At 41.7% G+C, this 13,912-nt stretch carries 10 protein-coding genes; 8 read left to right on the forward strand and 2 right to left on the reverse strand.

Annotated elements, in window-relative coordinates:
* Positions 1-115: 115 nt before the first annotated feature.
* Both BacF7301_RS03845 and BacF7301_RS03850 read right to left on the reverse strand, forming a co-directional pair.
* Positions 116-427: an ATP-binding protein gene (locus BacF7301_RS03845; RefSeq protein WP_167960377.1), complete on the reverse strand. Its 312-nt coding sequence runs from the start codon at positions 425-427 to the stop codon at positions 116-118.
* A gap of 285 nt (positions 428-712) precedes the next feature.
* The gene (locus tag BacF7301_RS03850) at positions 713-1,816 is read right to left on the reverse strand and encodes a Fic family protein (RefSeq protein WP_167967093.1); all 1,104 of its coding nucleotides are present in this window, start codon (positions 1,814-1,816) and stop codon (positions 713-715) included.
* 326 nt (positions 1,817-2,142) lie between these two features.
* Here BacF7301_RS03850 and BacF7301_RS03855 point away from each other — a divergent pair, with 326 nt between their 5' ends.
* From BacF7301_RS03855 to BacF7301_RS03890, 8 genes are all read left to right on the forward strand, one after another.
* A complete protein-coding gene (locus tag BacF7301_RS03855) occupies positions 2,143-3,555 on the forward strand; it encodes a DUF4925 domain-containing protein (protein ID WP_167960379.1) in 1,413 nt (470 codons plus the stop codon).
* A gap of 220 nt (positions 3,556-3,775) precedes the next feature.
* A complete protein-coding gene (locus BacF7301_RS03860; RefSeq protein ID WP_167960381.1) occupies positions 3,776-6,829 on the forward strand; it encodes a SusC/RagA family TonB-linked outer membrane protein in 3,054 nt (1,017 codons plus the stop codon).
* Between the two features lie 33 nt (positions 6,830-6,862).
* Entirely contained in the window at positions 6,863-8,602 is a 1,740-nt protein-coding gene (locus tag BacF7301_RS03865) for a RagB/SusD family nutrient uptake outer membrane protein (RefSeq protein WP_167960383.1), read from the forward strand.
* 26 nt (positions 8,603-8,628) lie between these two features.
* Positions 8,629-10,194, forward strand: coding sequence for a glycoside hydrolase (locus BacF7301_RS03870; protein WP_245208337.1), 1,566 nt, complete (start codon positions 8,629-8,631; stop codon positions 10,192-10,194).
* A gap of 18 nt (positions 10,195-10,212) precedes the next feature.
* On the forward strand, positions 10,213-11,694 hold the full coding sequence (locus tag BacF7301_RS03875; RefSeq protein WP_167960387.1) for a hypothetical protein: 1,482 nt from the start codon (positions 10,213-10,215) through the stop codon (positions 11,692-11,694).
* 76 nt (positions 11,695-11,770) lie between these two features.
* Complete coding sequence (locus BacF7301_RS03880; protein ID WP_167960389.1) at positions 11,771-12,961, forward strand: glycoside hydrolase family 130 protein; 1,191 nt, start codon at positions 11,771-11,773, stop codon at positions 12,959-12,961.
* Positions 12,962-13,156: 195 nt separating this feature from the next.
* The gene (locus BacF7301_RS03885) at positions 13,157-13,369 is read left to right on the forward strand and encodes a type II toxin-antitoxin system HicA family toxin (RefSeq protein ID WP_167960391.1); all 213 of its coding nucleotides are present in this window, start codon (positions 13,157-13,159) and stop codon (positions 13,367-13,369) included.
* A gap of 14 nt (positions 13,370-13,383) precedes the next feature.
* The gene (locus BacF7301_RS03890) at positions 13,384-13,782 is read left to right on the forward strand and encodes a type II toxin-antitoxin system HicB family antitoxin (RefSeq protein WP_167960393.1); all 399 of its coding nucleotides are present in this window, start codon (positions 13,384-13,386) and stop codon (positions 13,780-13,782) included.
* The last annotated feature ends 130 nt before the right edge of the window (positions 13,783-13,912 follow it).

Below are 13,912 nucleotides of genomic sequence, written 5' to 3' on the forward strand. Positions count from 1 at the left end.
AGTTTAAGATTCATGTTATACTTATGCGAATCAGTAATTGAGAACAAATGCTCATTCATTTACGTGCGGTAATGAACTTAGTGATAATTTTAATTTGACTCATTCTTGTATGATACTAAATATTTACACATACCAAATCAGTCTTCACAGTGGTATCATACTCCCAATGGCGAGGCAATAAATAATGGTTACACTGCAAATACTCAACAAAAGAAAATGGATAAATTTCCATAGCAATATATCTTCCCCCAAGAGTTGTATATATTTCTTTGCTAAGCATCTGCGCATTACTCCCGGTAATAAATACTTTGTATTTCGAATCAGCCAAGCAACGAGCAAATTTCTCCCAACCTGCCACATTTTGAACTTCATCCAAAGGGCAATACACTTCAGATATGTGCTGACAGATAAATACTTCGGTAAGCATTTCTTTTTTAAGCTACTACATTATGAAATATAAATCGGAATGCCTATATATTTACAATAGCTAAAAAATAACAGCCGTTATTATTACCGTGGTGGAATTTAAAAAGAAAGAACTATGAAATTTTATAATCGAAAGAAAGAACTGCAGAGATTAAATAAAACAATCTTCCAACGTCTTTTCGCAGATAATGAAAACTAAATACTTAGGAAATAAAATGCGGAGAATAAGACATATTTTCTCCGCATATATTGCGGAGAATAACAGTATTATTCTCCGCAAATACTTTTATAGAGCCAATTCATAGTTAGTACTTCGTCCGCCTTCATCCATTTTACGTAATATTCCTTTATTTATTAAATCCTGTATATCACGCAACGCAGTGTCAGGAGAACATTTTGTGATTTTTCCCCATTTGGAAGAAGTCAGCTTTCCATCGAAACCATCCCAAAGCATATTCACCATCCTTATCTGCCGTTCGTTCATCGAAATCTCCCGATGCTTATCCCAAAAGGTTGCTTTCTGTAGAATTGTACGAATTGATTTTTCAGTATCAAGCAATGCAGCTTCCAAACAATCGAGAAACCATTCAAGCCAGGCAGTTATAGCCAAATCACCCTTTTGTGTTTTCTCCAATATTTCATAATATCCTTTACGCTGCTTCCGTATTTCAGCAGACATACTATAGAAACGATGTGGCATTTCATCTGCACGAGCCAAAAACAGATCGGTTATCGTTCGGGATATACGTCCATTTCCATCATCAAAGGGATGAATGGTAACAAACCACAAGTGAGCAATAGCTGCTTTCAATACCGAATCTATCTTTTGGCTGTCATTTGCCCAAGCTAAAAACACACTCATCTCATGAGGCACATTATTTGAATCAGGTGCCTGATAATGAATTCTCTCTTTTCCCATTGCACCCGATATAACTTGCATCGGTTCCGCACCTTGTCGCCAATCAGCAACTGTTATTTTATATGTACCGCTTCGTCCTGTAGGAAACAAAGCAGCATGCCAGTCAAAAAGACGTTCATCTGTCAATGGTTTCATATAGTTTTGAGTAGCGTCTATCATTACTTGTACTACGCCGTCCACATAACGATCCGCATCTGGCAATCCTTCTATTTCTATTCCCAAATGGCGAGCTACAGAAGAACGTACTTGATCAACATTCAATATTTCTCCTTCTATTTCTGATGATTTTGTGATATCAGACGTTAGCGCATCAAGCATAGCACTGTTTTTTAGCTCAAACCCCAATGCGCTCATTTTACCTACAAGTTTACCTTGCAAGCCCCGGACTCTACCTAATTTATAAGATAGCTTTGAGTCATTCCAAGTAAAAAACGGCCAGTCTTCTCGTTGCCAAATATAGATGCATTCCATATTCTCCGTATATTTTGCGGTAAATATAATCATAATATTCTGCATCAGAAAAATAAAGCACATCCTTTCTTTTTATAAGCAGACAGCTCGTTTTAGTAGAGAATAAGATAGACGAACAAAATATAGATACATCTAATCTTCATATCAATAAGCACATTCATTTATAGTATTTCAGTATGATATCAAAGAGGTTACATCACTCTTTTTACTCATTATTATGCTTTTTGTTAATTTTGTATTAGTATTTGATAAAATTATATTTGTCCCTCGTACTAAACCACCCTACCTTTGCTCCCAGATATCAAACAATATAAAATTATATATCAATGAAAAACAAATTATTTTATCTTATTAGTGTAGCATGCTTCTTGAGCTACACAAGTACATTTACTTCTTGCGTAAACGGTGTCGACGACGAATACCTCGAACAAAAACTAGATGGTAGTGAAAATAACAAAAAGGGCGAGGAACTCCCCGATTTGAATGGAGACTATAGTATAGAAGGTGACTTCGATCTGGAAATGATTTGCAATGGCGAAGTGCTTGAAGGGAAAAAAGTGATTCTGACTGTGGACGAGAAGAACGAAACAGCTTCTTTTACATTCGCAGCAGCCCAAACTGACCTTGAAACGGTGATTGCGACTTCAATACCGGGTGGCATGGGTGGTCTGGTTTCAGGATGGGGACTCAAATACACAGGCAACAGTCCGGTTCCAGGAGTGAAAGAGATTATTGTAGCTAATGTTCCTTTATACAGAAACGGGCCAGATTATTATATATTTGAAGGCGAAAATAAAGGTGAAACATATGACATGACCTTCAAGGGCAATATTGATGGTGATAAAATGACAGTTAACTTTAACTATGTACTGAAAAATGATAAGTTAGTTGGTACGTGGGATCTTGCAGATGTTATGAACAAAAACAGCAACGACAACTCACCGGAATTTTCTCCTTTATGGCTTGACTGGGATTCTAATGTAGAAGTTGATTTAGGAAGTATTCAAATAGAACTACTCGGTCGCCCCATGGATATTCCTGTTAAAGGAAAGATGAATGGCTTATTCGTCTTATTAACAGGTAATATGAGTCCTATGATTATGAATCTAGTTGCTGGTGTAAACTTAGGCGTCGAAGACATAATAAAGAACATGCTACAAAGCGTTACTGCCGAATTAAACGGAAACATGTATGCTATTTATTCATATAGTAATGACTTCACCAAGCCAGAATGGAGTGGCCCTGAAGGTATGCCGCACAATTATATGCGTTACTTCTACGACCGCGAAAAACCGGACGAAAAAATCTATATAGAAGTTAATCCAAGCGTTCTTATCAGTCTTATTAAGAGCCTGGCAGCTACTGCAACCAGAAGTACTCGTGCCGATCTTCGCGATGTTGCCAAAGAGTTGATTACATCACTAGTTCCTCTCCTTGAGGACGGTATTCCTTGCGAATATAAACTTGAAGGTGACAACATGACAATTAATATTGATGGAGTTGTAATGAGAGATATTTTAATCAAGTTAATGGTAGTGCTCAATGATCCGGATGTACAAAGCGTTCTTGAAGGCCCACTTTCCAGCTTAGGAGATCAAAAAGAGATGGTAAAAAAACTATTTAAAAATCTTCCATATGCCTTAAAATATCATGACGGTGACAACGAATCAAATTATACAGGTGAATGTAAATACGTTAAAATCGGCCTGAAACTTGTAAAAGCAAAAGCTGCAAACTAATATAAGACTAAGGAAAAAGAGGGTTTCAGGAAAGCATCACTATTATTTTACCACTGAAAGCAAAGAATGAATGGAGAGAATCAAAAATACTCTCCATGCTTTCAATTTGCGTCTTACAGACAGAGGGCACATTGCCGTCAGTTATTCGATGTAAATAAGATAAGAGTGAACCACTTGCAAAAACTCTATAGAAACAGTATATGTTTAATACCCAAGTATTATGAAAAAAAGATTTTATATATTCTTTATATTATGCCTATTTGCCCTTTCCGGTTTTGCCCAGAATATAAAGGTGACAGGTGTAGTAACCGAAGCATCGACCAATGAACCGATGCCGGGAGTTACCGTCCAGGTGAAAGGAACCACCAACGGAACCATCACCAATATTGATGGTCAATACACTATCGATGCGAAGATGAACGACATTCTCGTCTTCTCGACCATTGGCATGAAAACCATTGAAAAGCAGATTACCTCTAACGCCCCCATCAACGTAACGATGGCGGAAGATAATGTACAACTGGATCAGGTAGTTGTTATCGGTTACGGTACAGTCAAGAAAAGTCATCTTTCGGGAGCGGTAAGTTCTGTAGGGACAAAAGAGCTGAACGGAGATGTGGCAACCACTGCCGCTACCGCTTTGCAAGGAAAAATTGCTGGTGTGACGGTAATGAGTTCAAGCGGTAACCCGAACGACGGAACCACTATCAATGTACGCGGTATCAGCTCATTGTCAAACAATGCTCCGCTATTCGTAGTAGACGGTGCTTTTGGTGACATCAATATGGTAGACCCGAACGACATTCAATCTATCGAAGTGCTGAAAGATGCGGCTGCGGCTGCCATCTACGGTTCTCGTGCAGCAGGTGGTGTGGTACTAATTACCACCAAAGGCGGACGCAAAGAGATGCCGACCAAAGTGGATGTGAACTTCTTCACAGGTATTCAGCAAAACGCTAAAAAGCTGAATGTACTGAACGGTGAACAATACAGCCGCTTTGCAAGCTATTACGGCATGGCAGCCGATGGGTACGGCTCTGAAACCGACGCAACACCCTTCATCGGTGAAGGCACAGACTGGCAAGACATTATGTTGAACACTGCTATGGTCTACAAAGCAAACGTATCCGTCACCGGCGGTTCTAAAAATGCGTCGTTCAGCGCTTCGGGCGGGTATCTGAATAAAGATGGTATTATGCGCAACACCAGCCACGAGTCATATAACATCCGGTTGAAAAGCGACTTCAGTTTCCTTAACAACCGTGTGACGATGGGCGAATCATTAATTATCCGTCTTGCAGAAGGTAAAGGCGGCACAGATCAGGACACAATGAACGGGCTTCTGCGTTTCCCTACTGTCATTCCCGTATTCGATCCACAGAACCCTACCGGTTGGGGAACATCTACGGACATCAACTTGCCGAACCCTTATGCAATCTCTGAAATCAATGATATTTCGAGTGAAAGCACCCAAATTTTCCTGAACGCTTATCTTCAGGCTGAAATCATCAACGGACTGAAATACAAATTGAACCTAGGCTTGAGAAGAAATCATACGAAGAACCGCAATTATCAAGATGTATACGATTTGGGGACTTACGGTATCAACGAAGCTCCGGACCTTTCGGAAAGTTTTTCCAGCTTCGACTCGTGGGTACTTGAAAACACATTGAACTATGACCGCACATTCGGCAAACATACTATTTCGGCAATGGCGGGTTATTCTGCACAGAAAGACAAGAGCTACGGTCTGAATGGCAGCAACTCAGACCTACCCAAATACATTGACACAATGACCGGTAACGTGCTTACCATGAAAGCAAGCAGTTCAATCTACGAACAGGCACTGGTTTCTCTCTTCGGACGTGTAATGTACTCTTACGATGACCGTTATCTGTTCTCTGCTTCAATCCGCCGCGACGGTTCTTCACGCTTTAAGGACGGACATCGCTTCGGCAGCTTCCCTTCCGTATCTGTAGGATGGAACATCAACCGCGAGAAATTCTTCCGTCCATTGGAAAACATCTTCGACCAGGTGAAACTGCGTCTGAGTTATGGTAAGCTGGGTAACCAGGAAATAGACAGCTATTATCCTACGCAGAGTGTGGTAAGCGATGGTATGAACTACTTGCAAGGCAACAGCATCTGGTTTGGTTCAATACCTTTCGTAAATGCCGTATCACCGGACGATCTGACATGGGAAAATACAGAAACCTATAACGTAGGTTTGGACGTAACCTTGCTAAACGGTCGACTGGCACTGACTGCCGATGCTTACATCAAAAATACAAATAATGTACTGTTGCCCATTCCTTACGCATCTTCAACAGGTATCAGCGGACTATCTATCCAGAATGCAGGTCAAGTGCAAAATAAGGGTATCGAAGTATCAGCCACATGGCGCAGTACCATCGGCGACAAAGTAAACTACTACATCGGTGCCAACATGAGCACGGCAAGCAATCAAGTGACTGAAATCACCGCAGGTGGAAAATACATGTCCATTGCGGGTTATTCTGCTCACGGAGCGGGCGGACGCGGTATCAACATGTTCAAGAAAGGCCACTCCATGTCTTACTTCAACTTGATTGAAACAGACGGAATCTTCCGCAGCATGGAAGAAATTGAAAACTACAAGAACAGATACGGTGAATTGATTCAGCCAGGTGCACAGGTAGGCGATGTACGCTACAAAGACTGGAACGGCGATGGCAAGATCGACGAAAACGACCAGCACGATGTGGGCAGCCCGCTTCCTAATTTCACCTTCGGTCTGAGACTGGGCGGCGATTGGAACAATTTTGACCTCAACATCTTTATCGACGGTGTGGCAGGTAACAAGATTTACAACTACCCCCGCTATTGTCTCGAATCGGGTGCGTTCAACGGTAACCTGAGCACGGACGTTGCTAACTCTTGGAGACCGGACAACCAGAACACCGATATGCCCCGCTTCTCTAAGATAGACGGTACGGACAACAAGCTGGCTTATACCGACAGATGGCTGGAAAACGGTTCGTATGTACGCTTGAAAACAATCGACTTAGGTTATACTTTCCCCAAACAATGGTTACAGAAAGCAATGATCCAGAATCTGCGTCTCTACGTGTCTATGGAGAACCTGCTTACATTGAGCAAATATAAAGGCTATACCCCCGACTTGGGCGAAAGTGCTTCTACCGGTGTGAGCTACAATGTGTTCTCGAGAGGAATCGACCAGGGACGCTACCCCATCCCGCGTACATTCTCATTCGGCATCCAGTTAGCTTTATAATACACTAAGATTAATACACTGAAAAATTAAAATATGAAAAAGAATTGGTTATCATATATGCTTGTATCAGCTCTCCTGTCGGGAGCGCTGACCTCATGCAGCGACTCTTTTCTGGATCTGAAAGACCGGAACCACTTTACCAACGAAAACTTCTGGCAGAATAAGGCAGATGCGGAAAGCGCACTGGCTACAGCTTATTCGCCTATCAAATACCAGATGAACGGATATTACGGTGCATTCGACGGATGGCTCAACCTCAACAGCCGTGGAGACGATATCTTCACGATATTGAATGAGGAAGCCAGTATGTGGGACATTGCCAATTTTCAAAACTCGGCAACAACAGGAAATGACCCGTATGGTGCACTTTATTCCGGCATACAGCGTGCCAACATTGTATTGAAATACATCGACGATGTTCCGGCAAGCGGCATCACCGAAAGCGACCGCATCACAATCAAAGGCGAAGCCTTGACACTGAGAGCCTACCAGTATTTCCTGCTGGTGAACAATTACGGAGATGTACCTTTGCGTCTGGTTCCGTCTAGTGAAGACGACCCCAACAAAACCGCTTCTCCCGCAGCCGAAGTCTGGCAGCAGATCGAAAAAGACCTGCTCACCGCAATCAACGATGGCAACCTGCCCGAAAACCGTCCTGCCGAACAAAAAGGGCGCATCGAGAAAGGTGCGGCAATTGCCATACTCGGAAAGGTATATGTATCACAATATAAGTATAAGGAAGCCAAAGAACTATTGAAAGGTTTCATCAACTCTTCCTACAGTCACTTCGGCACAACCGGTAAGCGTTATCAGTTGATGGAAAACTTTGTCGACAACTTTACCACTGCCAACGAAAACAATGCCGAGTCTGTATTTGAGTTACAATACAGCAGCGATGGCGACTTGACATGGGGTAACGAAAGCGGCATCAATCTGGGTAGCTCGCTGGCACAATTCATTGGCCCTGCCAAATCGGGCGGATGGGCGAAGTTGATGCCTTCCGCATTCCTTGTCAGTGAATTTACCGAAGAAACACGCGGTAACAGACCAACAATTCAAGACGAAAACGGCGATTGGGTGACAAATCCGGATAAAAAAGCACAGCCGGATTCCAAATACGACAAGCGCATCTATGCCAGCCTGTTCTTCACTCCTGATGAATATGGAGACTGGGTTTCGGAAGAGAACGGCTGGTATGACGGAAAATTCTACGGTGGTCTTTTCACTATGGACGATCTTTGGACCGGTAATGCCTCCAAAATGGCTGGCGGCGCTCCGATCTTCAATGTCAGACAAGCAAGTGGTGGTGCTCAAGTCGGTAAATTCCTTTTGAAGAAATACACCGCTCACTATGTAAAATCAAAGAGTGCCGACAACATGGGTAATCCGGAAGGAAAAGCCAACAATGTACGCATCATCCGTTTTGCAGAAGTGCTGCTGCTCTATGCCGAAGCATGCGCAAAAGAAGGGGATGTAGTAGAAGCCAACTGGGCACTCAACCAGATCCGCCAAAGAGCAGGCTTACCGGAGAAAGAATGCGCACAAAGCGAACTGATGAAAGAGATTGAACATCAATGCCTGCTCGAGTTCTTTGGTGAAGGTCACCGTTTCGACGATTTGAAACGCTGGTATTCAACCCTACAGATTCAGGCGATATTTAAGGAAAATGACAAACAGGGAGCTTCCAACTTTAGAGAAAAGCATAAATATTATCCTATTCCGGCAGGGGAAATCAACAACTCATCTGTGGAACAGAATAGTTTATGGAAATAATTAGAAAAACTATAAGAAAAGAATTTATGAAAAAGATATATTTACTTTTATGTACCTCATTGTCCCTAATGCTGGGAGGAATCACAGCTTGTGATGACAATAGCCTGAGCAACAGCGAAGTGTACATCCCCGATCCTGAAATTATTTCGGACGAAGACGACGGTATATCCCCCGAACCTACTACCGAATCAGTGATTAGAATACTACCGGAAAGCAAGCATCAGGAAATAGACGGTTTCGGATGTAATTTCGGATGGGCGGAAGCCGTGTACGGATGTACGAAACGTGAACAAATTATGGACGACCTTTACGGTGAAAACGGATTGAGGTTCAATGTCTATCGCGGAGAGGTATGTGCCTCATCTGCATCCGAAGACGGCAAGACATTCAATTTCAAAACAAACGAGAATTACCATTTGGGAGCGCATTCTTCCGAAGCAAAAGCGCTCTTTAAATCGGACGCCGATAAATTCAAGGAATATGCCCAATTGTGGATTATCGACTATCTGTGTAAGAAAAAACGGATGGATATCTATTACTTCTTCTCCGTATGGACTCCTCCTGTTGTATGGAAGACCTCTAGCGATGGAGAAACAGTTTCCGGCGGAAGCGGTTCTTTTAATAGTGATTACAGCAAAGAGTATGCCGAGTTCCTGACTGGTTTTGCAAAAGCCTTTAAAGATAAATTCGGCATTAATGTCTATGGCATGTCCGGTTGGAACGAACCTGACCAGGCCATGGGCGGATGGGATGGATGTCTATGGGGCAACCAGCAAATGGCGGACTTCTGCATAGAGCATCTACGCCCTGAACTGAACAGACAAGGTTTGCAGGACACAAAAATCGTTTATGGAGAATTACCTTGGTGGGCGAATGCCGTGACATGGGTAGAAAATGCTTTAAGAGACAATCCCGAATTGGTTGACGCCGATATCATTGCAGCAGGACACGGTTACTCTACAGTGGATGCCAACATTCTACCAATGAGAGCAGCTCAGGAAAAAGGAATTCATGTATGGCAAACGGAGACTTGTGATGACAAGACCCGTGATGAAACTTGGAATGACGCCATGAAGTGGGCGAAGAACTATCACGATTACCTGACGAAAGCAAATACGAGCGCTGTGGTATGGTGGGCGGGAGCACGCCAATGTACAAGTACCGGAGAAAACCTGCTTCAAACGGACGCATGGGATTTCAGTACCAACTTTTATCGCGTAGACCGCTACTACTCTATCGGACAGTTCTCAAGATATATCCAAAGAGGTTCAGTACGCGTTGATGTGGAAACCGAATCGACAACGGCAAACAGAATCCCGAGGGATTTGAGCGTATCGGCATACATCAAGGACAATACCTACACTATCGTATTGGTAAACAAATCAAAGACCAAATCACTGAACACTTTGCTCGAGATAAACGGCAAAGAATTCGACAGCATGGTTTCATACACTTCCAATTCCAGTGTGAAATGGTTACGCAAGAAGCTGAACCCTTCTGCAACAGGTAAACGCTATGTAAATGTTCCTAAATATAGTGTAGTGTCAATCACTGGAAAACTCAGAGAGAAAGGAACTCAAACTGAACAATAATTAAATGTATTGTAATTAATGAAAAGAAATATTTTATACTTGGCAGGAGCTTTATTAAGCTCCGCCATATTAATGCTCAGTTGCTCGGAGGATCTTCCGACTTACAGTGAACTTACGGTCAATAAAACTGATATATTCATTCAGGCAGACGGCCAAAATCCTAAAGAAACAGTTAATATCACAAGCGGTAATGGAAATTATAAACTTGACATTGCGGATGATAATATCGCAACTGCCACAATAGAAGGTAACAGCGTTATTATCAACGGACTACACAATGGAGAAACAACTATCACCATTACAGATTGGACCAAACACTCGGCAGTAATCAACGTCAAGGTTAAAGAAGATTTTGAGTTGAAAACTGATAAGGAAGAAATCACATTATTCCTGAATGACGAAAAAAAGAATACTGCTTTAATCAATATCACCAGCGGTAACGGTGGTTATAAAGTGGAAAGCAGCAACGAACAGGTGGCTACCGCCGAATTAAACGATAATAATCAAATTTTGATTACTGCACTTTCAAGTGATTTCTGCGATGTTATTCTAACTGATGCCGACGGCAATAAAACAACTATAAAAGTGGGTGTTTGTGAAAACTATCTGGTACTGGAAGAAACAGTAGGTAAAGTTTGTGTAGTTAACCAAACTTTGAGCGTCGGAATTATATCCGGTAACGATAATTACTCAGTTGTTAGTGAAAATCCGGAAATAGCAACAGCTCAAATAGTTGATGAGGGCGTAGAAATATCAGGAATCTCAAAAGGGGAAGCTAATTTCACGATAACTGACAGAATGAAGCAAACCTCAACTTTTAAAGTTAAAGTGTCTGGCGGGTTCGATATTAATGTTACTCATATTGATACTGTATATATAATCAAAGATTATGACAGAATACAGACTATTCCAATTATAGATGGCAGTGGAAGCTATGAGATTAATGCTGGAGGATCAATAGAATGTACTCTTTCTGAAGATAAATCGGAATTCATTCTAAAAGGTATTGATTCAAAAATGGCCCGTAATCAGAAGATAACGATAAAAGATCTCATTTTTGATGAAACTCGAGAAATCTCTGTAGATTGGGTAGATTATGATTTCTATAACGACTACGGAATAGCAAGATATTATATTGCGGGAGAGTATGTTAAAATAACTGATAGTGATTTCCAAGACGATTCTGCTAACGGCAGAGTTCGCATACGCGTAGGTACGGGAAGAACATTCGCCATTGGAACCAAAGGTAAAGTTAAAAACGGATATCTAGTTGGTTTCTCCAATGAAACCGGATATGAACCCGGCGTAAAAGATCCCAATAATCTTGTATTGGCTAAAATAACCGCTACCGGAGCAGACGGAGCAGTAAGCAAGATTACAGAACTTGAGATTGTGAAAAGAAAAATAGAAGAAGGCAGAGGAGCTGACGATGGTCAATATTGGATAAAATTCAAAGAAGAAGGTAGGGATGAATGGTCATACATTGTAACATGGCTATAAAAGCACTATTACATTAGCATAATATAATTCCGGTGCTTACATAGCATCCGGAATTATATTATTAAGACATTATAATATGAATAAATTTTATAATAAAAGATTGCGCATTCTCCAAGAAGCGCATGAAACTCTGATAACCCGCCCGAACAAGAAGATTCTTCCGGGCAATGGGATTTTTGAAAGATACGAATATCCGGTCTTAACAAACGAGCACATTCCTTTAGAGTGGCGTTATGACCTAAATCCGATAACAAATCCTTGGCTTATGGAACGTATAGGAGTCAATGCTGCCATGAATTCGGGAGCCATCAAATGGAACGGAAAGTATCTGATGGTGGTCCGTGTGGAAGGGAACGACCGCAAGTCGTTCTTTGCCATTGCCGAAAGCCCGAATGGTATAGACAATTTTCGCTTTTGGGAATACCCCATACAGCTACCGGACACTGACCCAACAGAAACCAATGTCTACGACATGCGCCTGACGGCACACGAAGATGGTTGGATTTACGGTATCTTCTGTAGCGAAAGCCTTGACCCGAACGCTGCGCCAGGCGACTTATCTTCCGCCGTAGCCAAAGCAGGTATCGTCCGTACCAAAGACTTGAAGAACTGGGAACGACTACCAAACTTGATTTCCAAAAGCCAGCAACGCAATGTCGTTCTGCATCCGGAATTTGTCGACGGCAAATACGCTTTGTACACTCGCCCGCAAGACAGTTTCATTGATGCCGGAAACGGCGGAGGGATCGGCTGGGCACTAATAGATGATATGACTCATGCTGAAGTAAAAGAAGAGACTATCATCAACCACCGTTACTATCACACTATTAAAGAGGTGAAGAATGGTGAGGGGCCTCATCCGATCAAAACCCCCAAAGGATGGTTGCACCTCGCCCACGGTGTACGGGCTTGCGCTGCCGGACTGCGTTATGTGCTCTATCTGTATATGACATCTCTGGAGGATCCGACAAAGATAATCGCCGAGCCGGGTGGATACTTGCTGGCTCCGGTAGATGAAGAAAGAATAGGTGATGTATCCAATGTACTCTTCTCCAACGGATGGATTGCAGATGAGGACGGAACGGTATATATCTACTACGCATCTTCGGATACCCGTATGCACGTAGCAACTTCCAGCCTAGACAGATTGATAGATTACTGTTTTCACACACCGGCAGACGGCTTACGTTCTGCTGCTTCTGTAGAAAATATCTGTAAGCTCATAGAAGCTAACAAATATGTAACGGCAGAAAAGGTTTATTTTTAAGATAACGCGAGTTAGCTATAGGTCTTAGAATAATAGCAACTGCCCGTCATTGACAAATTCCACGTCAATGGCGGGCTTTTTTATAAAGCAGGACACAATATGTTCATTCATAAATAATAGAAATAATTCCATCATTCATTGCAATTAATGGAAATATTTCCTATTTTTGTACCAATCAAACAGAACTAAGAAAAGATGAAATACACGGAATTTCATAGAAAAATCACTAAAAATGATTGGATATTCAGTCATGCATCAGGTAGTCATTATTTCTACAAGAAAGAAATAAAAGATAAAAAAGGAAAGGTTATCGAGGTTATTTACTCACCACCAGTACCCTATCATGGAGCTAAGGAAATGCCTGAACCTTTAAGAAGAGCAATTGCCAGAGATATGAACTTAAGATAAAGGAGGGAACTTGTATGGAAAAACTAATTATCAACATCGGAGCAAGTAAAGACCATTTTGGTGCATATGCAGAAAATGTGAGCGGTATTTATGCGGCAGGTAACACTGTAGCCGAAACCAAGAAAGACGTATTGGAAGCTATACGCTTGATTAAAGAAAATCTTCCGGAATCACAATGGCCGGATATTATTAAAGGAGAATACTCCATTGAATGGAAGTATGATACACAATCATTATTACAACACTATAGTGGTATTTTCACTAATGCAGCGTTGGAAAGGATGACTGGAATCAATCAAAAACAATTGTGGAACTATGCTAACGGAATTTCAAAACCACGTGAAAACGTACGTCGTAAAATAGAAAAAGCCTTGCACTCATTAGGAGAAGAGCTAATAACTTTATCTCTTTAATTTGCTTGACAACTTCTCAAGGAGAAAAAGTAAAGAGAGGGGACCCGATTACAGATTTCCTCTCTTTTTTATTTCTTATAAGTTATAGAATAAACCAATATAGCTATCTTATTTCTTATACGAAACAGAA

The sequence above is a fragment of the Bacteroides faecium genome, from assembly GCF_012113595.1.
Classification (GTDB): domain Bacteria; phylum Bacteroidota; class Bacteroidia; order Bacteroidales; family Bacteroidaceae; genus Bacteroides; species Bacteroides faecium.

What these genes read in the sequence shown, in the direction of transcription:
- BacF7301_RS03885 (WP_167960391.1), top strand. Translation starts at nt 13,157, where the DNA reads ATGAAATACACGGAATTTCATAGAAAAATCACTAAAAATGATTGGATA.
- BacF7301_RS03880 (WP_167960389.1), top strand. Translation starts at nt 11,771, where the DNA reads ATGAATAAATTTTATAATAAAAGATTGCGCATTCTCCAAGAAGCGCAT.
- BacF7301_RS03855 (WP_167960379.1), top strand. Translation starts at nt 2,143, where the DNA reads ATGAAAAACAAATTATTTTATCTTATTAGTGTAGCATGCTTCTTGAGC.
- BacF7301_RS03875 (WP_167960387.1), top strand. Translation starts at nt 10,213, where the DNA reads ATGAAAAGAAATATTTTATACTTGGCAGGAGCTTTATTAAGCTCCGCC.
- BacF7301_RS03890 (WP_167960393.1), top strand. Translation starts at nt 13,384, where the DNA reads ATGGAAAAACTAATTATCAACATCGGAGCAAGTAAAGACCATTTTGGT.
- BacF7301_RS03860 (WP_167960381.1), top strand. Translation starts at nt 3,776, where the DNA reads ATGAAAAAAAGATTTTATATATTCTTTATATTATGCCTATTTGCCCTT.
- BacF7301_RS03850 (WP_167967093.1), bottom strand. Translation starts at nt 1,816, where the DNA reads ATGGAATGCATCTATATTTGGCAACGAGAAGACTGGCCGTTTTTTACT.
- BacF7301_RS03870 (WP_245208337.1), top strand. Translation starts at nt 8,629, where the DNA reads ATGAAAAAGATATATTTACTTTTATGTACCTCATTGTCCCTAATGCTG.
- BacF7301_RS03845 (WP_167960377.1), bottom strand. Translation starts at nt 427, where the DNA reads ATGCTTACCGAAGTATTTATCTGTCAGCACATATCTGAAGTGTATTGC.
- BacF7301_RS03865 (WP_167960383.1), top strand. Translation starts at nt 6,863, where the DNA reads ATGAAAAAGAATTGGTTATCATATATGCTTGTATCAGCTCTCCTGTCG.